Source organism: Sphingomonas sp. DC5200-1 (assembly GCF_049897245.1).
In the GTDB taxonomy this organism is placed as follows: Bacteria; Pseudomonadota; Alphaproteobacteria; order Sphingomonadales; family Sphingomonadaceae; genus Sphingomonas; species Sphingomonas aquatilis.
Genome location: NZ_JAFCVW010000005.1, coordinates 16,608 through 42,254 on the forward strand (window position 1 = coordinate 16,608; position 25,647 = coordinate 42,254).

The 25,647-nt window shown below is 67.6% G+C and carries 22 protein-coding genes; 12 read left to right on the forward strand and 10 right to left on the reverse strand.

All coding sequences use genetic code 11. From position 1 onward, the window contains the following. The first annotated feature begins 9 nt into the window (after positions 1-9). Genes ACP7A3_RS11705 through ACP7A3_RS11725 form a run of 5 tightly spaced genes read left to right on the forward strand, consistent with a single transcriptional unit; the run spans position 10 to position 7,501 of the window. On the forward strand, positions 10-987 hold the full coding sequence (locus tag ACP7A3_RS11705) for an efflux RND transporter periplasmic adaptor subunit (RefSeq protein ID WP_426255684.1): 978 nt from the start codon (positions 10-12) through the stop codon (positions 985-987). Then, entirely contained in the window at positions 987-4,109 is a 3,123-nt protein-coding gene (locus ACP7A3_RS11710; protein WP_426255685.1) for an efflux RND transporter permease subunit, read from the forward strand. Before ACP7A3_RS11705 ends, ACP7A3_RS11710 begins: the two co-directional genes overlap by 1 nt. After that, on the forward strand, positions 4,106-5,482 hold the full coding sequence (locus ACP7A3_RS11715) for an efflux transporter outer membrane subunit (protein WP_426255686.1): 1,377 nt from the start codon (positions 4,106-4,108) through the stop codon (positions 5,480-5,482). The genes ACP7A3_RS11710 and ACP7A3_RS11715 overlap by 4 nt, the downstream gene beginning before the upstream one ends. A 7-nt stretch (positions 5,483-5,489) precedes the next feature. Further along, a complete protein-coding gene (locus ACP7A3_RS11720; protein ID WP_426255687.1) occupies positions 5,490-6,167 on the forward strand; it encodes a response regulator transcription factor in 678 nt (225 codons plus the stop codon). A gap of 2 nt (positions 6,168-6,169) precedes the next feature. Beyond that, positions 6,170-7,501, forward strand: a complete 1,332-nt coding sequence (locus tag ACP7A3_RS11725) for a sensor histidine kinase (protein ID WP_426255688.1) — start codon at positions 6,170-6,172, stop codon at positions 7,499-7,501. Positions 7,502-7,814: 313 nt separating this feature from the next. Here ACP7A3_RS11725 and ACP7A3_RS11730 read toward each other — a convergent pair whose 3' ends face one another. Together ACP7A3_RS11730 and ACP7A3_RS11735 are read right to left on the reverse strand one after the other, a co-directional pair. Further along, positions 7,815-9,254 (reverse strand): S41 family peptidase, encoded by a 1,440-nt coding sequence (locus ACP7A3_RS11730; RefSeq protein ID WP_426255689.1) that lies wholly within the window; start codon positions 9,252-9,254, stop codon positions 7,815-7,817. An 80-nt stretch (positions 9,255-9,334) separates the two neighbouring features. Next, positions 9,335-10,432, reverse strand: coding sequence for a helix-turn-helix transcriptional regulator (locus ACP7A3_RS11735; RefSeq protein WP_426255690.1), 1,098 nt, complete (start codon positions 10,430-10,432; stop codon positions 9,335-9,337). A 378-nt stretch (positions 10,433-10,810) separates the two neighbouring features. On the opposite strand from ACP7A3_RS11735, the gene ACP7A3_RS11740 reads away from it, so the two are divergent. Next, positions 10,811-11,275 carry a DUF1348 family protein gene (locus tag ACP7A3_RS11740; RefSeq protein WP_426255691.1) on the forward strand — a complete coding sequence of 155 codons (465 nt, stop codon included), beginning with the start codon at positions 10,811-10,813 and terminating at the stop codon, positions 11,273-11,275. Continuing rightward, positions 11,272-11,853, forward strand: coding sequence for a TetR/AcrR family transcriptional regulator (locus tag ACP7A3_RS11745; RefSeq protein WP_426255692.1), 582 nt, complete (start codon positions 11,272-11,274; stop codon positions 11,851-11,853). The genes ACP7A3_RS11740 and ACP7A3_RS11745 overlap by 4 nt, the downstream gene beginning before the upstream one ends. 253 nt (positions 11,854-12,106) lie before the next feature. On the opposite strand, the gene ACP7A3_RS11750 is transcribed toward ACP7A3_RS11745, so the two are convergent. Continuing rightward, a complete protein-coding gene (locus ACP7A3_RS11750) occupies positions 12,107-12,319 on the reverse strand; it encodes a helix-turn-helix transcriptional regulator (protein WP_426255693.1) in 213 nt (70 codons plus the stop codon). 475 nt (positions 12,320-12,794) lie between these two features. Here ACP7A3_RS11750 and ACP7A3_RS11755 point away from each other — a divergent pair, with 475 nt between their 5' ends. The 3 genes from ACP7A3_RS11755 to ACP7A3_RS11765 all read left to right on the forward strand — a co-directional run bounded on the left by ACP7A3_RS11755 (position 12,795) and on the right by ACP7A3_RS11765 (position 14,884). Continuing rightward, entirely contained in the window at positions 12,795-13,700 is a 906-nt protein-coding gene (locus ACP7A3_RS11755; RefSeq protein WP_426255694.1) for an ArdC family protein, read from the forward strand. Then, positions 13,700-13,894, forward strand: a complete 195-nt coding sequence (locus ACP7A3_RS11760; RefSeq protein ID WP_426256038.1) for a sigma factor-like helix-turn-helix DNA-binding protein — start codon at positions 13,700-13,702, stop codon at positions 13,892-13,894. Before ACP7A3_RS11755 ends, ACP7A3_RS11760 begins: the two co-directional genes overlap by 1 nt. A gap of 69 nt (positions 13,895-13,963) precedes the next feature. After that, positions 13,964-14,884, forward strand: a complete 921-nt coding sequence (locus ACP7A3_RS11765; RefSeq protein ID WP_426255695.1) for a HEPN domain-containing protein — start codon at positions 13,964-13,966, stop codon at positions 14,882-14,884. A gap of 46 nt (positions 14,885-14,930) precedes the next feature. Here ACP7A3_RS11765 and ACP7A3_RS11770 read toward each other — a convergent pair whose 3' ends face one another. The 3 genes from ACP7A3_RS11770 to ACP7A3_RS11780 form a co-directional block, all read right to left on the reverse strand. Continuing rightward, positions 14,931-15,449, reverse strand: coding sequence for a MucR family transcriptional regulator (locus tag ACP7A3_RS11770; protein ID WP_426255696.1), 519 nt, complete (start codon positions 15,447-15,449; stop codon positions 14,931-14,933). Between the two features lie 81 nt (positions 15,450-15,530). Further along, on the reverse strand, positions 15,531-15,872 hold the full coding sequence (locus ACP7A3_RS11775) for a conjugal transfer protein TraD (protein WP_426257155.1): 342 nt from the start codon (positions 15,870-15,872) through the stop codon (positions 15,531-15,533). Beyond that, the gene (locus ACP7A3_RS11780) at positions 15,784-16,023 is read right to left on the reverse strand and encodes a conjugal transfer protein TraD (RefSeq protein WP_426256039.1); all 240 of its coding nucleotides are present in this window, start codon (positions 16,021-16,023) and stop codon (positions 15,784-15,786) included. Before ACP7A3_RS11780 ends, ACP7A3_RS11775 begins: the two co-directional genes overlap by 89 nt. Here ACP7A3_RS11780 and ACP7A3_RS11785 point away from each other — a divergent pair. Next, positions 15,922-16,275, forward strand: coding sequence for a hypothetical protein (locus tag ACP7A3_RS11785; RefSeq protein WP_426256050.1), 354 nt, complete (start codon positions 15,922-15,924; stop codon positions 16,273-16,275). The genes ACP7A3_RS11780 and ACP7A3_RS11785 overlap by 102 nt on opposite strands. A gap of 13 nt (positions 16,276-16,288) precedes the next feature. Beyond that, on the forward strand, positions 16,289-19,147 hold the full coding sequence (gene traA, locus ACP7A3_RS11790; protein ID WP_426256040.1) for a Ti-type conjugative transfer relaxase TraA: 2,859 nt from the start codon (positions 16,289-16,291) through the stop codon (positions 19,145-19,147). Between the two features lie 182 nt (positions 19,148-19,329). On the opposite strand, the gene ACP7A3_RS11795 is transcribed toward traA, so the two are convergent. The 4 genes from ACP7A3_RS11795 to ACP7A3_RS11810 form a co-directional block, all read right to left on the reverse strand. Continuing rightward, positions 19,330-19,710, reverse strand: a complete 381-nt coding sequence (locus ACP7A3_RS11795; protein WP_426255698.1) for a hypothetical protein — start codon at positions 19,708-19,710, stop codon at positions 19,330-19,332. Positions 19,711-20,312: 602 nt separating this feature from the next. Beyond that, entirely contained in the window at positions 20,313-21,167 is an 855-nt protein-coding gene (locus tag ACP7A3_RS11800) for a MipA/OmpV family protein (protein ID WP_426255699.1), read from the reverse strand. A 16-nt stretch (positions 21,168-21,183) separates the two neighbouring features. After that, on the reverse strand, positions 21,184-22,611 hold the full coding sequence (locus tag ACP7A3_RS11805) for an efflux transporter outer membrane subunit (protein ID WP_426255700.1): 1,428 nt from the start codon (positions 22,609-22,611) through the stop codon (positions 21,184-21,186). Then, positions 22,604-25,645: an efflux RND transporter permease subunit gene (locus tag ACP7A3_RS11810; RefSeq protein WP_426255701.1), complete on the reverse strand. Its 3,042-nt coding sequence runs from the start codon at positions 25,643-25,645 to the stop codon at positions 22,604-22,606. The genes ACP7A3_RS11805 and ACP7A3_RS11810 overlap by 8 nt, the downstream gene beginning before the upstream one ends. Between the last annotated feature and the right edge of the window lie 2 nt (positions 25,646-25,647).

Sequence of the window (25,647 nt, forward strand, 5' to 3'; positions counted from 1 at the left end):
GCCGTCACGATGCGCCAGACCTTCCTTCTGATCCCGATCCTGCTCGCCGGTTGCGGCGAGAAGGCCGCAAAGCCGCCCGCACCGCCTGCTCATGCCGAGACGATCGCGCATGAGAGCGAGCTGTTGAAGCTGACACTTACACCCCAAGCTCAGGAGCGTCTCGGCATCGCACTGGCTAGGGTGGGTGGAGGATCGGCCTCCTCCTCGCGCCAGGTCGCCGGTGAGATCGTGGTGCCGCCGATCAGCCCCAACGGCGTGCCGGTCAACTCGACCACCAATCTCCAGCAGATCGGCAGCCAGCAGGCGGCGGCCGACGCCGAACTGGCCCGCGCTACGGCGCAGGCGAGGCTGGCGAGGATCGCGCTCGACCGGGCCGAGAGCCTGATGCGCGAGGAGGCCGGCAGCGTGCGGGCACGCGATGAAGCTGCGGCTGCGCTGGCTGCGGCGCAGGCGGCGCTCGGCGCCGCCCGTCAGCAGCGACGGTTGCTCGGACCAGCGGTCGCCTCGCTCGGCTCGCAATCGGTGCTATGGGTCCGTGCGTCGGTGTTCGGCAGCGACATGAGCGATGTGCGCCGCGCGGACAGCGCGACGGTGCGCACGCTCGGCGATGGCGGCGTTCCCCGCGCGGCACGCCCGGTCCAGGCGCCGCCTTCGGCCAACACCGTCGCGGGTACGGTCGACCTGTATTACGCGCTCGACAATCGCGACCGCGCCTTCCGCGTCGGCCAGCGTGTCGCGGTGGACCTGCCGCTCTCTGGGCAAACCGAGGGACTGTCGGTGCCCTCCGCCGCGATCCTCCGCGATATCCACGGCGGCGAGTGGGTCTATCAGAAGACCGCGCCCGACACCTTCGTCCGCCAGCGTGTGGAGGTGGCATCGGAGAGCGGCGGACGGGCGCTGTTGGCGCGCGGACTGTCCACCGGGGCGCAGGTCGTGACCAATGGCGCGGCGGAGTTGTTCGGCACCGAGTTCGGGGCGGCGCACTGATGCTCGGCCGGCTCGTCCATTTCGCGCTCGCGCAGCGCGTCCTCGTCCTCGCGCTGGCCGCCTTGCTGGTCGTGCTTGGAGTTCGCGCAGGGCGCGACGTGCCGCTCGACGTGTTCCCCGAGTTCGCCCCGCCGATGGTGGAAATCCAGACCGAGGCGCCGGGGTTGTCGACCGAGGAGGTCGAGAGCCTGGTGACGGTGCCGATCGAGACGGCGGTTAATGGCGTGCCCGGCCTGATGACGCTGCGATCGAAGTCGGTGCTGGGCCTGTCGTCGGTGCAGATCCTGTTCGAGCGCGGGTCCGACGTGATCCGCGCCCGCCAGATGGTGGGCGAGCGGATCGCGCAGGTGCAGCCGCGGCTGCCGCTCGCGGCGCGTCAGCCGGTCCTGATGCCGCCGCTGTCGTCGACGAGCCGGGCGATGAAGGTCGGGCTGTCGTCGACGAAGCTCGACCAGATGCAATTGTCCGAGCTGGTGCGCTGGACGATCCGCCCGCGGCTGATGGCCGTCCCCGGAGTCGCCAACGTCGCGGTGTGGGGCCAGCGTGACCGGCAGTTGCAGGTACTGGTCGATCCCGACCGCCTGCGCGCGGCCGGCGTGACGCTGGCGGAGGTGCGCGCGGCCGCCGGCGACGCGGTGCTGGTGGGGGGTGGCGGGTTCGTTGACACCCCCCACCAGCGCCTCGCCGTCCAGCAGACCGGCACGGTGCAGACCGCGGCCGAGCTGGCACAGGCGGTCGTCAGGCAGGCGGGCGAAGCACCGGTCAGGATCGGCGACGTCGCGCGCGTGGTCGACGGTTTCAATGCGCCGATCGGCAACGCCATCATCGACGATGGCCCGGGCATCATGCTGATCGTCGAGAAGCAGCCGACCGCCAACACGCTGGAGCTGACCCGCGCGGTCGAGGCCGCGTTCGCTGAGCTGAAGCCGGGCCTTAAGGACGTCAAGGTCGACACGACCATCTTCCGCCCCGCGACCTTTATCGAACGTTCGATCGATAATCTCACCCGCGCGCTGATGATCGGCTGCGCGCTGGTGGCGGCGGTGCTGTTCCTGTTCACCCGCGACTGGCGGCAGGCGACGATCATCCTCGTCGCGATCCCGCTGTCGCTGCTCGGCGCGGGTCTGATGCTGCTCTGGTCGGGCGCCACCATCAACGTGATGATTATCGCCGGTCTCGTCATCGCGTTGGGCGAGGTGGTCGACGATGCGATCATCGACGTGGAGAATATCGCGCGGCGGCTGCGGCTGAACCGCGAGGCGGCCGATCCGAAGCCGGCGTTCGCGGTGGTGCTGGCCGCCTCACTGGAGGTGCGCTCGGCGGTCGTCTTCGCCTCGCTGATCGTGATGCTGGTGTTCGTGCCGATCTTCTTCCTGGGCGGGGTCGCGGGCACCTTCTTCCAGCCGCTCGCCATTGCCTATGTGCTGGCGATCGGCATGTCGCTGCTGGTCGCGCTGACCGTCACGCCGGCGATGTGCCTGCTCCTGCTCCCCAACGCGCCGCTGAAGGAGGAGCGCGACACCCGCTTCGTCGCGGCAATGAAGCGCCGCTATGTCGGCTTCCTACCGCGCGTGGTCGCGCGGCCAGCGATGGCGGTCGGGATCGTCGCGGGCGGGCTGCTGCTCGCCGGTGTCGGCTATGCGACGTTCAAGGACCAGTTCCTGCCCGACTTCCGCGAAACCGACTTCCTGATGCACTTCGTCGAGAAGCCGGGGACGTCGATCGAGGCGATGGACCGGATCACGATCCGCGCGTCGAAGGAGCTGCGCGCGATCCCCGGCGTCCGCAACTTCGGCGCGCATATCGGCCGCGCCGAACAGGCCGACGAGGTGGTAGGCCCCAATTTCACCGAACTCTGGATCAGCCTCGATGAGAATGCCGACTATGATGCGTCGGTTGCGCGCATCAAGGAGGTGGTCGAGGGCTATCCCGGCCTCTATCGCGATGTGCTCACCTATCTGCGCGAGCGGATCAAGGAGGTGCTGACCGGCGCCGGCGCGACGATCGTCGTGCGCATCTACGGCCCCGACCAGGCGGAGCTGCGCGCGGCCGGTGCCCGCGTCCGTGAGGCGATCGGTGGCATCCCGGGCGTCTCCGACCTGAAGCTGGAATCGCAGGTGCTGGTGCCGCAAATTCGCATCCGGCCGCGTGCGGGCGAACTGGCGCGGTTCGGCCTGACCGCGGGCGAGGTGCGCCGCCAGGCGCAGGTGCTGGTCGCGCAGGCCAAGGTCGGGGAAATCTATCGCGACCAGCGTGCCTTCGACGTGGCGGTGTGGGGCGAGCCGGCAGTGCGCAACAGCGTCCACGCCCTGCGCGACCTGATGATCCAGGTCCCCGCGCCCGGCAATGCGGCCGCCGGGGCGCCGGTGCGGCTCGGCGACATCGCCGATATCGAGATCGCGCCTGCGCCCAACGAGGTGAAGCGTGAGAACGGCCAGCGCCGGCTCGACGTGACGATGAACGTCGCGGGTGCGGACCTCGGTACGGTCGCGCAGGCGGTCGACGCCGCGGTCGCCAGGGTGCCGTTCGCGACCGGCTATCATCCGCAGGTGCTGGGCGAATATGCCGCCCTGAAGGAGTCGCGCAGCCGCCTCTGGAGCATCGGTGCCATCTGCCTCGTCGGCATCCTGCTGCTGGTGTGGATGGAGTTTCGGTCGCGCCGGATCACCGCGCTGGTCGGTGTCAGCCTGCCCTTCGCGCTGGTCGGTGGGGTGGTCGCCGTCGCCGTCACCGGCGGGGTGCTGTCGCTCGGTTCGCTGGTCGGATTCGTCACCGTCATCGGCATCGCCGCGCGCAACGGCATCATGCTCCTGTCGCACTACCAGCATCTCGAACGGCATGAGGGCATGGCGTTCGGACGCGAACTGGTGCTGCGCGGCGCGGAGGAGCGACTGGTGCCGATCCTGATGACCGCCGCCTGCGCGGGACTGGCACTGGTGCCGCTGATCGTGGCGGGCAACGCGCCGGGGCACGAGATCGAGCATCCGATGGCGATCGTGATCCTCGGCGGCCTGATCTCGTCGACCGCGCTCAACCTGTTGCTGCTGCCCGCGCTCTATGCCCGCTATGGCGAGGACCGCGCCGTGCCGCCTGCCACCGCACCCAAGGAGGTGCTGGCATGATCCGTCGCCTCGTTCCCGCCGTCGCGCTGCTCGCCTCCGCGTGCATGAGCGTGCCCGCACCTCCGCCGACGGTCGCCCCGCCCAGCGCGACGGGCGAGTTCGCCCGGCTTCCCGTCGCGTCGATAGCGCCGGTGCCGGATGACTGGTGGCGGCTCTACGACGATCCTGTCCTGGACGGACTGGTGCGATCGGCGCTCGCCGCCAATGCCGACCTGCGCGTCGCCTACGCCAATCTGGACGGCGCGCGCGCCGCGCTGCGGCAGGCACGGGCGGCGCGGCTGCCGCAGACGACGATCGAGAGCGCGCTGGGGGTCGACAACCCCGCCTCGCAACCGAGCGCGTCAGGCAACGTGCCGACGACGGATTACGACATCGCTGCGACAGCGAGCTGGGATCTCGACCTGTTCGGCCGGCTGCGATCGGCCGCGACCGCGGCGAGCGCGGATGCCGAAGCGCAGGCCGCCGTCATCGATGGACTGCGCGTCGCCGTGGTGGCCGACACAGTGCTGGCCTATGTCGACCTGTGCGGATCGACCCGCGCCATCGCGACCGCGCGCGAGGTCGCGGCGGCACAGGACCGGTCGGTCGCGCTCGTGCGCGAACAGCTCCGCGCTGGCGAAGTGTCGCCGCTGGAGGTGTCGCAGGTCGCGACCATTGCCGCTGCCACTCGCGCGGCCATCGCGCCGTTCGAGACGCAGCGGGCGAACGCGCTGTATCGCCTCGCGACGCTGCAGGGACGCCCCCCGGCGGAAGCGCGTGCCTATGCCTTCACCTGCACCGCCGCGCCGCGCCTCAGGACGGCCGCGCCGATCGGCGACGGGACCGCGCTGCTGCTCCGGCGCCCTGACGTCCGCGAGGCGGAGCGACGCCTTGCCGCAGCCGCGGCGCGGATCGGGCTGGCGCGGGCGGACCTCTACCCGCGCGTCAATCTGGGCGGAGCGATCGGATTGCTGTCGGGCGGATTCAAGGCCGTCGCGTCGCCGCTCGTCAGCTGGGCGTTCCCCAATCAGGCGGCCGCCCGCGCTCGCCTGGAACAGGCCCGCGCGACCGAGCGCGCGGCGCTCGCCGGATGGGACGTGGCCATCCTCCGTGCTCTGCGCGAGGTTGAGACGGCGCTGGCGGCCTATGATGCCGAGACTCGCCGTAACCTCGATCTGGCGACCGCCTCGCGTGAGGCGCAGGCCTATGCCCGGCGTACCGCTGCGCGCGTTCGGCTCGGCGATGCGCCCCGCCTGCTCCAGGTCGATGCGCAGCGGGCCACGGCGTCGGCGACGCTGCAACAGGTCCAGTCCGATCTGGCGGTGTCGCAGAACGAGGTCGCGCTGTTCCGTGCGCTGGGTGGCGGTTGGCGAACCGACGCCGGCACGCGATAGTCGGGCGATGCGGATATTGATCGTCGAGGATGATGCCGACACCCGCGCCTTCGTGGCGCAGGGCTTGGGCCAGGCCGGGCACCAGGTCGCGGTCAGTGTCGATGGTCGTGATGGCCTGTTCCAGGCGACCGGGGGCGGGTTCGACGCGATCGTGATCGACCGGATGCTGCCCGGCCTCGACGGCCTCGCCTTGGTCAAGGCGTTGCGCGCGGCCGGCGACGCGACGCCGGTCCTGATGCTCACCGCGGTGGGCGGAATTGCGGATCGCGTGGAGGGGCTGGAGGGCGGCGCCGACGATTATCTCGTCAAACCGTTCGCCTTTTCCGAGCTGGCCGCACGCCTCAATGCGTTAACGCGCCGGCCGGTACCGCGCGGCGACGACGCGCACCTGCTCCGGGTCGGCGACATCGTGCTCGACCTGCATCGTCGCACGGTCGAACGGGCCGGACGGCGGGTGACCCTGCAACCGCGCGAGTTCGCGCTGCTGGCCGAGCTGATGCGCAACCCCCGCCGGGTGATGACCCGCACTATGCTGCTCGAACGCGTTTGGGACTTCGACTTCGACCCCAAGACCAACATCGTCGAGACGCATCTGAGCCGGCTGCGCTCCAAGCTCAACGCCGGGTCCGACATGGACGCGATCGAGACGGTGCGCGGCGCGGGCTATATGATCCGGGACGCGTGACGATGATCCGCCGCCTGTGGCGCTCCACCTTCGGCATCGTCGTGCTGGTGGCGCTGGCCTTCGCCGCGGCGACGTTCGCGATCGGCGCAGTCGCCTACGAGGTGACGCACGAGGCGCTGGAGGAACAGCTCGACCACCGCGTCGCGGTGGAAACGCGCGCGCTCGTTGCCGAGGCGAGTGAAGCGGGACTGGCGGGGGTGGCCGAAGCCATCCGCCTGCGCGAGGATGCGCGGAACGAAGCCAGTCTCGACTATCTGCTAGTCGACCGCAACGGGCGGACGGTCGCCGCCACCATCGCCCCGCTCGCGCCGTCCGAACCCGGCTACCAAGAGCATTTCGGCTTTCGCCGCGGCGAGAATACCGGCGTCGGCCAAGCCCTCGCCACGCCCTTGGCCCATGGGCTTCTCGTCGTTGTCGCCGATCGCCGCGACCTGGACGCGATCGACAGAACGCTCGCGGCGCTGTTCGCCGGAGCGCTGGGCGCGGTGCTGGCGCTGGGGATCGGCGCGGCGGTACTGGTCGGATGGTTGACGCGGCGCCGCCTGTCTCGCATCGATGCCACGGCGCAGGCGATCATCGCCGGCGACCTGACGCAGCGGGTGCTGCGCGACGGGTCCGACAGCGAGTTCGATCGCCTTGCCGCGACGCTCAACCGGATGCTCGACCGCATGGCGGCGCTGATGGACAATCTGCGGCAGGTCTCGACCGACGTCGCACACGACCTGCGCACGCCGCTCACCCGCCTGTGCAACCAGCTCGATCGCGCCGCGGCCGGTGACCCAGGCGCGATCGATTCCGCCCGGCGGCAAGCCGACGACTTGCTGGAGATCTTCGCGGCGCTGCTCCGCATAGCTGAGGTCGAGGGGCTGGCTGAACGTCGAGCGTTGGGAACGGTCGATCTGTCGGCGCTGCTGGAGGACATGGCCGAAACCTATCGCCCCGACTTCGAGGCTGCCGGCCATGCCCTGACAGTCGACATCGTGCGCGGGCTGCATATCGAGGGCGACCGCCGCCTGCTCGCACAGGCATTGTCGAACCTGCTGGAGAACACGTTGCGGCACACGCCGGCAGGCACGGCCGCGATGCTCTCCGCCAGGTTGTTGCAGGATGGGATCGAGGTGACACTGGAGGATGACGGTCCGGGTGTTTCTCCCGCCGACGCCGGACGACTGTTTCAGCGGTTCGCTCGTACGGAGGTGTCGCGCACCACCGATGGACACGGCCTTGGCCTGGCGCTGGTTCGCGCCGTGGCTATTGGGCATGGTGGCGATGCTGCCCTTACGCGATCCGAGAGCGGTTTCGGCGTTACATTGAGACTGCCCGTCAAAGTTTGAAGGCGGATCAATGTGAGACCCCTCAGAATGCCAGTTGCGGCAGTTCTTGAGGTGGCGTTCAGCGTCCGCCGGGAATTTTCAACAGCCACGAACGGTTGTGACACCATGTACCGGCGGCTTTCGACCGTTCCGATCCTGAAACCTGCCTGGCAGGAAAGTCTCTAATCTAAGCCGCTCCGAGTGGCCAGCTGAGCTCGCCCGAGCGGTCCGTCCGCTTAGATGAACGAGTGGCAGGTTTTGGGCAGCGGGAAGGTGCGCGTGAATGGCCGGGATTGGGTCTGGCCAGCCAGGCGAAGATAGGCTGATCCACTCATCAGGCGATCGAACGCGCGAGTTGTGCATCCAGCCCCGATGCGATGCTCGCCTGCGTAGCGGGCACGATCACGTCGGGTCGAACGCCGGCATCGGGCTGTGGCGTGATTGGAAAGCGGCCGACCAGCGGCAGATCGACCTCAAGACCGGTGCCGGGCAGGCGCAGGAAGTAGAAGCAGCCGCCGTTGATGCCGCGTCGGTTGCCGCCAGTCGGCTCGCCCACCAGTGTCGCGATCCCGCTGCGACGGACGAAATCGGCGAATTGGAACGTGGCGGAGCTGTTTTGGGGGCCGATGAGGATGCGCACGTCGCCCGCGTAGCGCTTGCCTCGCGGCGCAACGGGCGGGACCTGGTCGCCGCGGCCGTCTAAGCGAAGGAAGCGGTCATTCATCCGGACCGCCGTTTCACCCAGTTGATCGAAGCTGCGGTCCCAGGTGTCGAGGTACGGGCGAAGGTCGTCCGGCACGGTCCGATAGCGGACGAGGCGCTGCATTTCCTCGAATGGGATCGGGGCGGGGACGAGCCGCTCCGCCAGCGTGTTGCCGCAATCAAGTCCGCCCTCGTTCGCGCGCAAATCCACTACCAGGCGTGGCACCCGGTCAGCGATCAGTCGGTCGACCTGCTCGTCAAGCCACCCGCGCCAGTCCCACTTGCTGTCGTACAGCCCCCAACTCGGCATGGTCAGCAACGCCGCTGCGCCACGGCGCTCCATCGTCCAGGCGCGCGCGCCGGGGTGCTCCGGCGCGGCCGGTCGTGGCCGCGCAACGGCCGCGACGTCCATGATGCGCCGTCGTCCGTCGGAGCCCTCGATGCTCAACGCGTAGCGACCGCAACCGAACGACGCGGAGAAGAATAGGTCGAACGTCTCGTACCGCTCGCCGCCCTGCACCGACAACAGCCGACGGCGCTTGGCGTCGTTGTGTCCGTCCGCGCGCGCGAACGGCATGAGCGCGGCCAGGATCTCACCCGATGGGCGGCCATCGATTGTCAGCACCTCGCTGCCCCGCGCCATACCGATATCGAATGGGTCCGCAGTGACAATCATCCGGTTGCCTAGCCAGAGGAAGTCGAACGGCAGTCGATCAGGCACGTCGAACAGCGCGGCCGCGACGCCGGTGCGCTGGTTGTAGGGGTTCACGTAGCTGTGCCCGCAGCGGACCGTGGCAAGGAACCGCGACAGGAGAAGGTAGAAGGCCGTCAGCGATATGGGCCGGGCGACAGCAGCCTCGAGCGCGGCGAACCGAGCATTGATCTCGGCGGGCGTATTGTAGCGCCAAAAGCCCGGATGCAGCGCGCCATAGGCGCGGCAGAGCAGCGCCACGTCGGCACGCATCGCTGATGGTGCGAGCAGGCCGGGTTCGGCGGCTCGGGCGCGGACGGTCGTCGCAAGCAAGGCGGCGCCGAGCCCAGAAAGGACATCGCGGCGAGCAGGAAAGGGCATGAACGCTCCATGATGAGAAGCGGCCTTCCTAGCGGGGACACTAGCCTCCGGTCGCCTCATCGGCCGTCATGCGCCGTTATTTACGGATTGTGAGACGCGCGCATCATGCTCGGGGCGCATCCGAACCGCTGCTGGAACGCGCGGTTGAAGCTCGCTTTGGATGCGAAGCCCGCGTCCATCGCCAGGGCCAGCACCGGACGCGGGTCGCCAGCCCGCAGTGCTGACGCCACCTCCTCGCAACGCAGGCCGTTCACGAACTCGGAGAAGCTCATGCCGAGCCCCTCGTTCAAAGCGCGGGATAGATAGCTTTCGTTGGTGGCGAGTAATCCGGCTAACTGACGCAGCGTCAACGACTCCTCGCGATACCATAGCGCTTCTCGCGTCCGCGCCGCCCACACGGCGCCTTGCGCGGACCAGTCGCGCGCCGGCGTCGGCACGGGCGGGGGCGCTCGTAAGGCATCCAGTTCTGGAAAGGGGAGGGCTAGATGCCGCCAGCCGACGATGCCAAGGTAGAGCGCGAAGCCAGCAATGCCCGTGTAGAGCGGCATTAGCCCCTTGTAGCCGAGCGGAACGACCGCGTCGGTCAGCAAGTACGCCGCCCACAACAGAGCAAGGCCAGTGAAGGCGGCCATCGCGCGGTCGAGCCAGGCGGCGGCGAATAGCGCGTCATCACTCCGCTCGGCGGCGAGCGCGGCGCGATAGGATCGAAGCAGCCTCGCTGTCCATGAGCCGTAAAGCGCGAAGCTCGCCGCGAGCAGCGCGGCGCTGACCGCGTCCATCGCCGGGTAGGCGAAGGCCGACCATTGTTCCTTCAACCTCATGGGCAGCAGGAACGCGCCGGCTCCGTAGGCGAACTGCGCCGTCCCCGGCATCAGATGCCGCCAGCCGCGGCCAAGCCAGCGGCCGTGAACCAGCCCATGAGCGTGGAGGTAGAGCAGCGGCGGTACGAGTAGCGGGTTTGAGAAGGGGGCGAAGGTGAGCCAGCGCCATCGGTCGTAGAAGCCGGCGAACCCGATCAGCCATGGCAGGAACACCCCCGTCATCGCCACCAACGCTGCCGCGAGGGTTCGTGCCGCGACCCGGTTGCGTAAAGAGGACCACAGCGCGATTGCCAGCGGAAGCAGGATGGCGGCCGCAACGGTAAGGATCGCGGTGCGCCAGCCGAAGACGAGGTCCATGGCGGCGGAGCCTAACCGATCTGGGCGCCGCTGTCATGCGAAGGCCATCATGGACGCTGCTCCTATCCGTCACGCACTTGCTCATGATTAGGTAGGGCGGTCCGCTAACATGAACGGACGACCGCTTTCGGAATGTGATCTGGGCACGCTGAACGACCGCAAATGGGTCGTCGCGGGCAAGGGGGGGGGCGACCGGTCCCGAACCGCAGCACGGCGACGAAAATCATCTTGTACCGATCGGTAAACTCCTTTACCGATCGGTACAACGTGGCGAACGAAGAAGGTGCATTCGCCATCGCCCGTTCACCCGCTGTGCTCGCGGTACCTTCCCATGGGTAAGCGCCCTCCCACGCCGTCCGTTTGCTGAAAGGATCAGAGATGTCCCGCCCGCCGCTCCCTCCGTTCACCCATGATTCCGCCGTCGAAAAGGTTCGCTTGGCCGAAGACGGTTGGAACACGCGCGATCCGATCAACGTCGCAAAAGCCTACACGCTGGATACCCGCTGGCGTAATCGGGTCGAGTTCGCGACCAACCGGGTTGAGGCGCAGGCTTTTCTGACTCGCAAGTGGAACAGGGAACACGAATACCGGCTCATCAAGGAGCTCTGGGCCTTCACCGGCAACCGCATCGCCGTACGCTATGCGTATGAATACCGGGATGATGGTGGTCAGTGGTTTCGCGCCTATGGCAACGAGAATTGGCTGTTCGCCGAGGACGGCCTGATGTCGGACCGCCATGCCAGCATCAATGAGATGCCGATCGCTGAGGCGGATCGGAAGTTTCGCTGGCCGCTGGGTCGCCGTCCGGACGACCATCCCTCGCTAAGCGACCTGAACCTGTGAGGCCAAAGCGCGCCCTGACGGATCGCAGGCGCGCGCTTCCGGCCCTGGCGGAAGCCTTCCGAGAGCACGGCTATGAAGGCGCGAGCCTTGCCGTACTTTCGAAGGCGACGGGTCTCGGCAAGGGCAGCCTCTATAACTTTTTCCCCGGCGGGAAGGAGGAGATGATGGCAGCCGTGCTCGAGGACATCGATCAGTGGTTCGCGGAAGCAATCTTTCGGCAATTGGAAGAGAGCACCGACCCAGCACAGGCAATCGCGGCGATGTTCGACGTCGTCTCTACCTATTTTTCGTCTGGAAGGCGGGTTTGCGTCGTGGGCAGTCTTGGTCTGAACGCCTCTGGCGAGCTCTTCGCCAACCTTGTCAGGCAGTATTTCGCGCGCTGGATTGTCACTCTTGCCGGCTGCCTCGAAAAGGGAGGCGTCGCGCCAGCACAAGCATCGGAACTCGCGGAAGAGGCGGTTTCCGGCATCCAGGGAGCGATTGTCCTAACCCGCGCGCTCAACGAGGAGGCCGCATTTCGACGCATCATCGCTCGGCTTGAATCTCTGTTGCTTGATGCCATCAACCAAAAGGGTTGATGGATGGACGCGGCGAGTGTCCGGTTTTACCAATAGAAGCTACTCAGTTTCCCGGCATCGCTGTAAGAGAACCTTCTTCGCGGGTGAACGAACGGCAGAAAACGGGAAACGGCAAGGCAGCGCTGAACGGCCGCAATTCACTCATCGTGGGAGGGAGCGGGGGCTATCACGGGAGCCGGACGCTTCGCTCCCACCGCATTATGGGATTTACGATGCTTGCCATGGGCGACACCGTCCGACGAGTCATCGCCCGTTATCCCCCTCGGTGATCATCGACATGGTAGAACATCGGATTGTGCATCCACGCCTGGATAGCCGAGGCGCGCCATCCGGCGCATCGGGCACCGAGCCGGATGTTCCTGGGGAAGGTACCCTCAGCCATCTTGCGATAGAGCGTCGAGCGGCTGAGGCCGGTCTGGTCGAGTACCGCCTTGAGACGCAGGATCCGGTCATTCTCGGCTGACATGACATCACCTTGTTGTGTTTGGGACGTGCCCACGATCTTGGGGCCTACGACCGAGGCGGGACAGCGTCTGTCCGGGGTCACTGGGCCACTGTCTGGTGGCACGGGTATCGAGGCCGGCCGTCTCCTGCCGCCGCAGGACCGGGCTCTACGCCGCTGCTTGCGGCGCCAAGCCGTGGCGTCTTGGCCCATGGGGGTGACGTTCCCTGACGGATGACGGTGCGCGTGTCGCACCGTCTGGCGGACAGCGTGGGCTGCTCCCCCGCTGGCGTGACGCGCCGGCGCGGATCTGGCGGGGGTGGGCGTCGCTACCCTGTGATCCCGCCGCGGCGGCCTGCAACCGGCTGCGCCGGTCCTCCACGCTGTTTCGGCCCTTCGGGTGCATGCCGCCTCATGCAGGCGGGATCGTCGGTCCGCTCCTGCCGCCCACCCCCGCCACGTCCGGCCGGGCTGCGGTGGTTTTGAAGGAGCAAAGGCAATGCGCAAGACCAACGACGACCGCCAGAGCCTCTATGCCGAGGTGACGGCGCGGGTGATCGCCGAGCTGGAAGCGGGACATGTCCCCTGGGTGCAGCCTTGGGACAGCGCCAAGACTGCGTGCACGATGCCGGCGAATGCAATGACGGGACGGCGCTACTCAGGGATCAACGTCCTCATCCTGTGGGCAGCGGTGGTGGCAGGGGGCTATGGCGCACAACGCTGGCTGACCTTTGCCCAGGCCCGGGCGGCAGGGGGCAGCGTGCGCAAGGGCGAGCGCGGCACGACCATCTGCTATGCGGATCGCTTCACGCCCAAGGGTGACGCTGACACAGGCTGCGACACCCAGCCGGGAGACGGCGAGAAACCAGGGACCATCGCCTTCCTCAAGCGCTTCACCGTCTTCAACATCGATCAATGCGAGGGATTGCCCGACGCGCTGCATGAGACGCCCGCAGTCCAGCCCGAGGCGGAAATCCTGCCGCGCGTCGCGGCGCTGATCAAGGCGAGCGGTGCGCATGTCAGCATTGGTGGTGACCATGCCTTCTATGCCCCGGCAAGCGACATGGTCGTCGTGCCGCCGCCTGCGGCCTTCGGCGAATCCGTCAACTGGTATCGTACGGCGCTCCATGAGCTTGGGCATTGGACGGGCCACAAGACCCGGCTGGACCGCAACCAGCGTGGGGCCTTTGGCAGCGCCGACTATGCGCGCGAGGAGCTGGTCGCCGAGATGGCCAGCGCCTTTGCCTGCGCCGCGCTCTCGATCCAGCCGACGGTGCGGCATGCCGACTACATCGCCAGCTGGCTCGGTGTGCTCAGGCAGGATGACAGGGCAATCGTGCGCGCGGCAAGCGCCGCCTCCGAGGCGGCCGACTATCTGCTCGCCTACGCGCCGGAGGCGGCGTGATGGAGCCGGTGGACGTTGCCCGGCTGGCACGTGCGCTGGCCGCTCTCCCCCGCCTCGAGCGGGCGGTGTATCGCGCGGCAAGCGTCGAGGGCCTCGGCAATGCCGAGATCGCGGCGCGCCTGCGGATCGATGTCGCCACCGTCGAGCAGGTGCTTGGCTCGGCGCTCGTCGCGCTCGAGCAAGCGACCCGATGAGCCTGCAGCCTCGCCGGCGTTGCCGGCGAGGCTGTTCTGCCCAGTCCACAACAGCTAGGATCATGACCGATGCGCACCGACCTCGATCATCTTCCCGATGCCAAGCGGCGCGAGCTTGCCCGTGTCGTCGAGATCCTGTTCGAGGAGTTCGCCGATGCGCACGGGACGGCGACGGGCAAGCGTAAGCAGGGGCGCATCCTCAAGATCATCCTGTTCGGCAGCTATGCGCGAGGGAACTGGGTCGACGAGCCGCACACCGCCAAGGGCTATCAGTCCGACTATGACCTCCTCGTCATCGTCAACCAGGCCGAGCTCACCGACCGCGCCACCTATTGGTATCGCGCGGAGGAGCGCCTCATCCGCGAGATGACGATCACGCATGCCCTGCGCACGCCGGTCAACTTCATCGTCCACACGCTGCAGGAGGTGAACGACGCGCTCGCGCACGGCCGCTTCTTCTTCATGGACATCGCCCGCGACGGGATCGCGCTCTACCAGGCCGACGACACGCCGCTGCACAGCCCCAAGCCGAAGACGCCGGCTGATGCGCTGGCGATGGCTAAGGAGTATTTCGAGGAGTGGTTTTCTCAGGCCATGCAGCGCAACGAGCTTGCCTCGCACGCTGTTGGCAGAGGCTTCAACAAGCCGGCGGCATTCGAGCTACATCAGGCCGTCGAATGCCTTTATCACTGTGTGTTGCTGGTCACGACCTTCTACACGCCACACGTCCACAACATCGCGTTCCTGCGCACGCAGGCCGACAAGATCGACGCGCGGCTTGTACGCGTCTGGCCGCGCCAGGCGCGCGCCGACCGGGCGATGTTCGAGAAGCTCAAGGACGCCTATGTGAAGGCGCGCTACTCGAAGCATTACAAGATCGGCGCCGACGAGCTCACATGGCTGTCGGCGCGGGTCGAGGAACTGGGCCAGGCGGTCCATGCCGTCTGCACCGACCGCATCGCTTTGCTCGAACGGCAGGCTGCCGGCTAAAGCGTCACATAGGCGCAGGCAGGAGCTTGCCGCCGGGCACTGCTCGTCAGGAGTCCTTTTTGGCGCGACCACGACCGGGCGTCTTGGTGGTCGCAGGCTTGGCGACGGTCTCGCCCTTCTTGCGGCCGAGCCCGATCTTCCGGGCCATCGCGCGGCGGCTTTCCGAATAGTTCGGTGCGACCATCGGATAGTCGGCCTTGAGGTTGTAGCGCTGGCGATATTCGTCGGGCGTCAGGCCATTGGTCGAGAGATGTCGACGCAGCGTCCGGTAGGGCTTGCCGTCGATCATCGAGATGATGTGGTCGGGCGAGGCCAGCGACTTGCGGACCGAGACGGCCGGCATGTGCTGGACCGCCGGCTCCGGCGCCGCGCTGCTGGTCGTGGCGGCCTGGCCAAGCGCGCTCAGCGTCTGGTGCATGGAGGCAAGGAAGGCAGGCACGTCATCGGCCGAGACGCGGTTGTGGCCGTTCGACAGCCAGGCCACCGTCAGCGCGGTGGCGAGCTCGACCGTATCGTTGCCGCCGGTGGTGCCGACTTCGTTGGTATTCGCGGTGTCGTCGCTCATGATGATGATCCAATTCTTAGCAGCGCAGGAGGGTGGAACGGCGTCGGCGAGAGAGGCTCATCGACCAGCCGGCAGGTGACATCAAGCCTTGTCCGGCGACACGACTGTCCCGTCTTCGGCCGCGGCGTTGAACGCACGCTGCCCGCGTCGCCGCCACAGCAGGATCTGCTGCGCCGCATCCTCGCTGTTCAGCCGGGCTGCCGCCTCGATGAGCATCCCAAAGATCACCGCACGATCATCGTCGACGAGCGTGTCGATCCTCGACTTCACGACAAGGCCGCCAAGCTCGATCAGCCGGCGCGTGCGCTCGCGCCGGGTCACCTGCCAGGCGCGTTCATTGCCGCGGTTCTGCGCCAGGACCAGCCGATGACGCGTCGCCTGCAGGCGAAGTGCCTGGCGCCGTGTCGCCGCCAGGCGCCGCACCTGCGTTTTCACCCCGCTTGCCGCCGCGAAAGAAGGCGGCACCGCGTGCGTGCCACGCCGCCTGCCGCGCGATGTCCTTCGTGCCGGCCGCCTCGAGCAAGGCGCCAGCGAGCATCTCGACCGGCAAGGCATCCGCCTTGCACGCGATCACCAGCTCACCCGCTTGGATGACCTTGCGCAAGCGCAGAGAACGGGCGCGTGCATCGAGGGCTTTCAGCTCGGCATCAAGATCACGGGGGCGTCGCATCATCTGTTCTCCTGTGTGGCGAAGAACAGGCCATTTATCGCCTTGCCCGATCAGCGTACACGGGCTGGGATCATCTGGTACGATGTGTCCCTGAGAAAGATGAAATCTTCGAAGGGCGCGCTTATACGTCGTGCCGACGTCGCTTGTGAAGTGTAGATGGTTGGCCGCCATGGCGATCTACCATTTCTCCGCCAAGATCATCGCGCGTGCCAACGGCTCGAGTGCCTTGGCGGCCGCCGCCTATCGTTCCGCCTCGCGGCTGCACGATGTCCGGCTCGACCGTCACCACGACTTCTCCAACAAGGCCGGCGTCGTCCATTCCGAGTTGCTGCTGCCCGACGGCGCGCCGGACGCGTGGCACGACCGGGCGATGCTGTGGAATGCGGTCGAGGCCGCGGAAGTCCGCAAGGACGCGCAGCTTGCCCGCGAGGTCGAGTTCGCCATCCCGCGCGAGTTCGACGAGGCCGAAGGCATTCGCCTCGCGCGTGACTTCGTCGAGAGGGAGTTCGTCGCCCGCGGCATGGTCGCCGACCTCAACGTGCACTGGGATATCGGCGCATGCGGCGAGGCCAAGCCGCACGCGCATGTCATGCTGGCGACGCGGAGTGTCGGTGAGGATGGGTTCGGCGCCAAGGTACGCGACTGGAACCGCACCGATCTGCTCGAGCACTGGCGCGAAGCCTGGGCGGCCCACGTCAACACGCGCCTCGCCGAGCTCGACATCGATGCGAGCGTCGATCATCGCAGCCTGGAAGCGCAAGGCATTGCCCTCGAGCCGCAAGGCAAGATCGGGCCGGCTGCGGCACGGATGGCGGGGCAGGGGCTCGCTTCCGAGCGGCTCGATGAACATCACGCCATCGCGCGCGGCAATGGCGAGACGCTGCTCAGCCACCCGGCGCTCGCATTGGATGCAATCACGAGGACGCAGGCGACCTTCACGACGCGTGACCTCGCGATGTTCGTGCACCGCCATAGCGAGGGCAAGGAGCAGTTCGATGCGGTGATGGCGGCGGTTCGCGCGTCACCTGAGATGGTGAAGCTTGGCAGGGACGGGCACGGGCAGGACCGCTTCACCAGCCGCGACATGATCGCGACCGAGCAGCGCCTCGAGCGCGCGACTGCTCTGCTCGAGGCGAGCCGTCGTCATGGGGTCGGCGAACTACATCGCAAACTCGCACTGACCCGTGCCGAGATGCGCGGGCTGGTCCTCTCGGACGAGCAGCGCAGCGCCTTCGAGCACGTCACCAAGGGCCAGGGGATCGGCGTCGTCATCGGCTATGCCGGTACCGGCAAGTCGGCGATGCTGGGCGTTGCGCGCGAGGCCTGGGAGAGCGCTGGCTACCGCGTTCAGGGCGCCGCGCTGTCCGGTATCGCGGCCGAGAACCTCGAGGGTGGCTCTGGCATTGCGTCGCGCACCATCGCCAGCCTCGAGCATCACTGGGGCGAGAATCGCGAGCTGCTCGACCAGCGCTCCGTGCTCGTCATCGACGAGGCCGGCATGATCGGCACGCGACAGCTCGAGCGCGTCATCGCCGAAGCCCAGAAGCGCGGCGCCAAGGTGGTGCTCGTCGGTGACCCTGAGCAGCTCCAGGCGATCGAAGCCGGCGCAGCCTTCCGCAGTGTCGCGGAGGCCCGAGGCAGCGTCGAGATCACCGAGATCCGCCGCCAGCGCGAGGACTGGCAGCGCAGCGCGACGCGGCATCTCGCCACCGAGCGGACCGAGGAGGCGATCGCCGCGTACGAGCGACATGGCGCGGTCCATACGGCACCGACGCGCGAGGCGGCGCGCGCCGATCTCATCACGCGCTGGGACCGCGAGCGCCAGGCTTCCCCGAACGACAGCCGGCTGATCCTCACCCATACCAATGACGAGGTCCGCCTGCTCAACGAGGCCGCGCGCGCGAAGCTGAGATCAGCGGGCGAACTCGGGCCTGACGTCACCATCCACGTAGACAAGGGCAACCGCAGTTTCGCGGCTGGCGACCGCGTGATGTTCGGGCGCAACGAGCGCGGCCTTGGCGTCAAGAACGGCACGCTCGGCACGATCGCGAGCGTCACCCGTTCGCGCATGACGGCGCTGCTCGACGACGGTCGCCATGTCGCCTTCGACATCAAGGACTATGCCGCCATCGACCACGGCTACGCCGCCACCATCCACAAGGCCCAGGGCGTCACCGTCGACCGCGTCCATGTGCTCGCCACCCCGGGGCTTGACCGGCATGCCGCCTACGTCGCGCTGTCGCGGCACCGCGACGGCGTCGACCTGCACTATGGTCAGGACGACTTTGCCGACCGGAGCCGGCTCGTCGCCGCGCTGGCGCGCGAGCGAGCCAAGGACATGGCGTCCGACTATGATCGGGACCCAGGTGTGACGCCCGGGCAGGCGTTTGCCGAGCGCCGGTCGATTTGGCTGCCGGCCGAGCCGGCACGCCGGGTTCGAACGATCGAGCCGCAGCAGGCAGCGCCGGTACGGAATCCTGACACAGACGTCAGGCGGCTCGATGCCGCCGTCACCCGCCACGGGCGCATCGTCCAAGCCATGCTGTTCAGCCAGTCGATTGCCGAACCCTTTACGCCCGAACAGCGCAGCGAGCTTGCCGCCAGCCGGGCAGCGCTGCGCGCCTTCCATCCCGAGGCGCACCGCGATCTTGAGGCGGCCTTCGGACATGATCGTGGCCTCATCCGCGAGGCGGCAAATGGGCGCACTGCCCGCGTCATCCAGGCGATGCAGCTCGAAGCGGATATGCGTGGCGATCCGCGTCTCAGGGCGGATGTCTTCGTCCACCGCTGGCAAGCGCTCGAGCGACAGCGTCGCTTGCTCCTCGAAGACCACGAGACCACGCGCGCGGGCAAGGTAGCCGACCGGATGCTCGGTCTTGCCAAGGGACTCGAGCGAGACCCGCAGGTGGAGTCGCTGCTGCGCAGCCGTCGGATCGAGCTTGGGCTGAAGGCAGAGGCGGGGCCGAGCATTGCAGCAGGGCTTGAGCAGATGGTCGGTCGCTGGCGGGGGCGGGGGCTCGGGCGATGAGCCTGCAGCGCATCACCTCGCTAGACCATCTTTCTATGACCGCGGTTGGAGCAATCGTATTGGCGTGCTCGGGATACCGGTGCCAGCCTCCAAAAGGGCGGGCATAAAGACCAGCGTGGGGCGCTGGATATGTCGATCGCAGCGAAACGGGTTTCGCCCAAACGACGTCCGCTCATGGGAGGTTAGCTGCCGTTCAGAAGGGGCGACACACGTCTGAATTGGAACGCTCGCTTACAGAGCCTGTCGCTGCAGACCGTTACCACTGTTCCACTCTTGTCAAAGGACAGAGGGCCGGGATCAGCGTCTTGATAGGCCTGCACTCGTCCATCTTGAACTAATATCTCCGCTTTCGGAAAGGCGGTAAGACCAAACTTCATGTTTTCTAGGTCAAATGGCACCCGAGAGTTGCCGGTCAGCACTACGCCGTTGCTGATCGTAAACTTGCCGCAGCACGGGTTCGAGTAGACCCCATTCACCGTCGATGCCGCCGGGACGTGCGGACGGGTATCGGCGTACCATCCGATTGCGATGAGCAGAAATACCGGCAGGGCTGCCTTCTTCAAATCCGCAAGGTCTTCCGCTGACATCTCCTTAGTTTGCCGCAATCAGTGAACGTCCGCAATTGGGCGAAAGCGGAAGGTCCGCTTTGGTGCGCAAGGGAGGGACCCCACAAGGGCAAATCTGCTTCTGATTAAGGCCCGGTCCAATGGCAAATCCGAGGCCCTTGACCGCTCTGCCGCGTTGAGCTTGACCTATCCGAGGCACTGACCAGATCTGCAAAGCGGTTCGTCGTACTTTATACCCCACTTGCCGAGAATGATCTGTGAATGGGGTATTGAACGGGGTGCCGGTCGCCTTCCGCTGGCAATAGTTGAAGTATTTCAGATAGTTACACGTTCCGCAGGTTGCTAAACCGTCCTGTCCCCGCAACCAACCCTCACCAAAGCCCCAGACCACCCGGTCCGGGGCTTTCGTGCGTTTGAGCCCGCATCCATCCCCAGCGTAACCTCACAACAGAACCGCCCGCACATGCGCCGCCCAATCCGCGGGACAGGCCTGCTGCCTTGCCGCCGCGGCTTATCCGCTCACCTCGCCTCACGACGCTACGCCACCGAATGACGGCCAGCAGCATCGCCAAACGTAACGGCTACCGCCCCACTGCCGGTTAAAAGCTATAGGCGAGCCCCAGCGCCCCCAGCCACTGGCCGCGAGACCCGGCCTGCGCGACGATCGGACTATCGCCGATGCTGCCGGTCATCGTCCCGTACGTGCCAACCGCGACGAGTTGGACGCCGTGCAGGAGATTGCCACGCACCGTCCGAACGCCGATCAGGCCGATGGTCCAGCTTTTCAACCCTCCCTTCGCATCATAGACGGGCAGGCCGCTTCGGATACTGTCGGCGGGTGAGATGCTGTAATAGGTTCGGGCATAGCGATCTTCGGCGATGTCGGCCGATGCCGTAAAGGCCACCGCCGCATGAAGCGAGAGCGGCGTGAAATAGGTCAGGCTGGGCTGCCAGACCCCCGCTTCATGCACGCCGGAGACATCGTGCCGATAAGACAGCGCCATGGTGAGCTTGTCATAGGGGCTGGTCACGACCTCCGTCTTCTGGACCCCGACATAGCCGCCTATTTCGACGGCGAGGCCAAGCGCACCGAGCGCCCGTACACGAGGATCGTGAATAGCGCGTATAGCGCTGCGATTGAAATTGATCTGGGCAAACGGCCCCACCTGTACCTGCCAGACCGGCCCGGGTCGATCGCCCAGCAGATTGAGGCTGGCCTGGTTGCCGGCGACGACGAAGCTGTGCCCCTTGACCGATCCGATCGCGGCGGGCGCGACGACCAGGCGGTAATGATCCGAACCCTCATAGTCGGGAACGACCGCCAACCCCGCGCCGACCGCGACGATGTCGCGATCGAGGGGGTCGGTGTCCAGACGGGACTGGGCCGTGGCCGGTGCGGGGAACAGGCAGGCGGTCAGCCATGCCGTCGCGCCAAAGACAGCAAATTTCGACACAGGAAGAACCTTTCGATCAGCCGCCGAGGGCGACGTGCAGCTGGATGCGGGCGAGCGCGCCAGCGATGGTCTGGCGGAGCAGCGCCCGCTCGGCGGCGGTCTGTGCGGCTTGCGCCTCGATCAGCGGCCCGGCGGCGATGTCGCCGCGCCGATATCGCGCCTCGATCGCGGCCACGGTTTGCGTTTGGGCAAGGCTGTCGATCGTCGCCAGCGCCCGCCGTCGGTCGAGCATCCGCACCATGGCCAGCGCATCGTCCACCTCGCGCCAGGCATCGCGCACCGTCTTCTGATAGGTAAGGGCGGCGCTGCGCTCTTCGGACCGACGAAGCGACAATTGGCGTTGCAGCCGCCCACCCGCAAAGATCGGGATCGACAGCACCGGGCCGACGCCGGCAGTACGCGCATCCCACCCGAAATCGGCTAGGTTCAACACGTCGATGCCGAAGAGGCCGGAGAGGTTGAGGCTGGGGTAGAAATCAGCCTGCGCGGCACCGATCGCGGCAGTTGCCGCGTGCAGCGCGGCCTCCGCGGCCAGAATGTCGGGTCGGCGTCGGGCGAGATCGCTGGGGATGCCGGGCGCAGGGGCGGCCAGCATCGGCATGGCGGACCGATCGGTCGCGTCGAGCGGTGGCGTATCCGGGTTGCGGCCGACGAGCACCGTCAAGGCGCGGGCGGTGCGCGCGATATCGGCGTCGAGCGTCAGCAGCGCATCCTGTCTCGCCCGCCGCTCCCGATCCGCCGCGCGGACGTCGATGCCGGTGGCGAGGCCCCGCGTCTGGAGTGCGGTGGCGATCGCGAGCATCCGGTCGCCCAGCGCCTGCTCGCGGAGCGCAAGCCTGCGCTCCTCCACCAACCCGCGCCATTGCCAATAGGTCTGCGCGACCGCCGCCTCGACCGACAGCCGCGCACCCCGGGTGGCGGCGTCCGCTTGCGCGGCCCCGGCGGTGGCGGCCTCCACCTCGCGCCGGTTCTTGCCCCATAGGTCGATGGCCCAGCTGGCGCTGATATCGGTCTGGTGGAGATCGAACGCATAGCCCTTGGGGATCGTAGCGTCGGCGGCATTCGGCGACTGGCCCAGCAGCGGCGCCAGGACGCCGGCCAGCCCAGCGGTTCCGATGCGGTTCCGACTATAACCGAGCTGTGCGCCCACCTGCGGCAGGCTGTCGGCATGCTTGGCGTCACGGGCGATCCGCGCCGCGACCAGCCGCTCCTCGGCGATGCGCAGGTCGAGATTGGCGGCGCGCGCCTCATCCTCCAGCCGGTCGAGCAGCGGGTCGCCGAAGCTGCGCCACCAGGGCGCATCGGGCCGGGTCGATGCTGCGACGCTCCCCGGCCACCGCGCGGGCAGGTCGGCGACGGGCGGATGGAAATCCGGGCCGACCGTGCAGCCGCCCAGCAGCAGCAGCGCGGCCAAGCCCGCGCCGACGGTGCGACGATCAATCATGCGCGGTCTCCTTGGCAGTATCCTCGCGGCCGAAGAGCAAGAGGTAGAAGGTCGGCAGCGCGACCAAGGTCAGGATGGTCGCGCCGATCAGTCCGCCGATCATCACGATCGCCATCGGCCCCCAGAAGATGTTGAAGCACAGGGGGATGAAGGCGAGCACGGCAGCCAGGGCGGTCAGCACCACCGGGCGGGCGCGGCCGATCGTTGCCTCGATCACCGCGGCACGCACCGTCATCCCCTCGGCCCGGTGCATCTCCACCTGATCGACCAGGATGATGGTGTTGCGCATGATCATCCCGGCCAGCGCGATCAGCCCCAGCAGCGCGACGAAGCCGAACGGCGCGCCCGTCAGCAGCAGCGCCGCCACCGCGCCGATGATCCCCAGCGGCGCGGTCGCCAGCACCAGCAGGGTTCGCGGCAGGCTCTGCAATTGGATCATCAGCAGCACGAGCATGATCCCGATCGTCACGGGCAGCAGACGATAGATCGCGCGGTTGGCGTCGGCGGACAGTTCGCCGTCGCCGCCCTCCGCGATGTCATATCCGGGCGGCAGCGCAGCACGGATGGCGGCGATGCGCGAAGCGTCGGCGTCGACGATCTCGGAGGCCTGGACGTCGCCGATCATGTCGGCCTGCACCGTGATGGTTTGCGCGGCATTGCGCGTCCAGACGATCGGCTGTTCGGTGGTCGGCGACAGCGTCGCGACCTCGCTCAGCGGCACCATGCCGTGCGGTGTCGATACGGGCATGTCGATCAGACCGCCCAAGTCGTGCCGATCCTCGGCCCGGCCGCGTACCATGATGCCGATCCGCTTCGTCCCACGCAGCACCGCGCCGCCGGGCGCGCCCGACAAGGTGGCGGCAAGATCGCTCGCCACCTGTGCCCGGTCCACCCCCAGCGCCGCCGCACGCGCCGGATCGATTCGGTAGCGCGCGACCGGTGCGGCGATCCCCCAGTTGATCTGAACCGCCGTGGACGATGGGATGGCGCGCAGCACGGCGGCGATCCGCTGAGCGATCGCGCGTAATCGGGCGGGATCGGGCCCGGTCACCCGGTATTGCACCGGCGATCCCAGGCTCGGCCCCAGCGACAGGCGACGCACATGCAGGCTCGCGCCCGGGATGCCCGGCATCCGCTCCAGCTTATCGATCAACGCATCGCGCGCCGCCAGATCGCGGGCCACCAGCATCATCGTCGCGTTCGCCGGATTGGGCAAGGCCGGACCATAGGGAAGATAGAAGCGTGGCGCGCCGCGACCGACGAAGCTGTCCATGCTGCGGATGCGCGGGTCGCCGTGCAGCAGATTTTCCAGCCGCCGGGTCGCCGCTGCGGTCACCTCGATCGAGCTTCCCGGCCGCATCGCGAGGTCGACCATCACCTCGGGCCGGTCGGAATAGGGAAAGAATTGCTGCCGCACGCGTGTCGCGCCGAGCAAGCTGACCGCCAGCAGCGCGATCGTGATGCCGGCGACCAGCCAACACCGGTTCAGCGCCCTCTCGATCGCGACGCGCAGTCGCCGGTATAGCCCGGACGGCCCGGCGGCATGGCCATGCCCCCGCGCCATGTCGGGCAACAGCTTGACGCCCAGGATTGGGGTGAAGACCACGGCGACGATCCAGCTGACCAGCAGCGCCGATCCCGTCACCCAAAAGATGCCGCCCGCATATTCACTGGTCGTCGACTGGGCGAGACCAACCGGCAGGAACCCGACGACGGTGATCAGTGTGCCGGTCAGCATCGGAAAGGCGGTGTGCGTCCAGGCATAGGCTGCGGCCTCATGCCGATCGACGCCCTGCTCCATCTGGACCACCATCGCTTCGACGCTGATGATCGCATCGTCGACCAGGAGGCCGAGCGAGAGGATCAGCGCGCCGAGCGAAATCCGCTCCAGCCCGATCCCCGCCACCCCCATGTACAAAGCGACGATCGCCAGCGTCAGCGGCACCGATAGCGCCACGACGATCCCCGTCCGCCAGCCGAGCGTGACGAAGGCGACGACCAGCACGACGGTCAACGCGCAGAAGAACTTGATGAGGAAGGTGTTCACCGCCTCGCGGATATTGGCGCTCTGGTCCTCGACCTGGGTCAGCCGCGCACCGGCGGGCAGTGTGCGCCGAACCTGCTCGGCGGCCGCGCGGATCGCCTTGCCGAAGCCAAGTCCGTCCGCGCTCGGCCGCATCGACACCGCCAGGATGACCGCCGACTGACCGTCGTGGCGCACCACCGCCTCGGGCGGATCGGCAAAGCCCCGCGCGACCGTCGCCACATCACCCAAACGCATCGCGCCCGACGGCGTCGGGATCGACGCGCTTTCCAGATCGCGAACATCGTCCACCTCGCCGTCCAGCCGGACGGGCGTCTGCATCGCACCCTGTACGCCGCCCGCCGGGGCGATCGCCTGACGCTGCGCCAGTGCCTGGGCCAAGCGACCGGGCGACAGGCCCATGCCGGCGAGCCGCCGCGGGTCGACATCGACGAACAGCCGCTGCGGCAGTTCGCCGATGATCTCGGCCTTGCCCGCTCCGGGTACGCGCAGCATCGTATCGCGCGCCTGCTCCGCCAGCCGGACCAGCCGGGCATTGTCCGCGCCGGTCAGGGCAAAGACGTAACCATAGACGTCGGCATTGTCCTCACTCGCCGCCAGTGATGCGCCGGCCGGCAACGCGGGCTCGATGCCCTTCAGCTTGCGCCGGACCTGTTGCCAGACATCCTTGACCTGTCCGGGAGGGGCGGCGTCCTTCAGCTCGACGGTGATGACGCAGGCGCCTTCGAGGCAATAGGTCTGGAGATAGTCGAGATAGTCGATCCCGCGCAGCGTGCGCTCGACCGGATCGGCGACCTGCGCTTGCATCTGCGCCGGGCTCGCGCCGTCCCAGCGGGCGGACACGATCATTTCCTTCAGCGTGAAGCCGGGGTCTTCGTTGCGCCCCAGCGCCAGGAACTGCGCCGCGCCCGCGACGAAGAGCAGCGCGATCAGGAAACCCACCAGGGCGGGGTGTCGGATCGCCCAGCGGGAGAGGTTGAGCCGGTCCATGG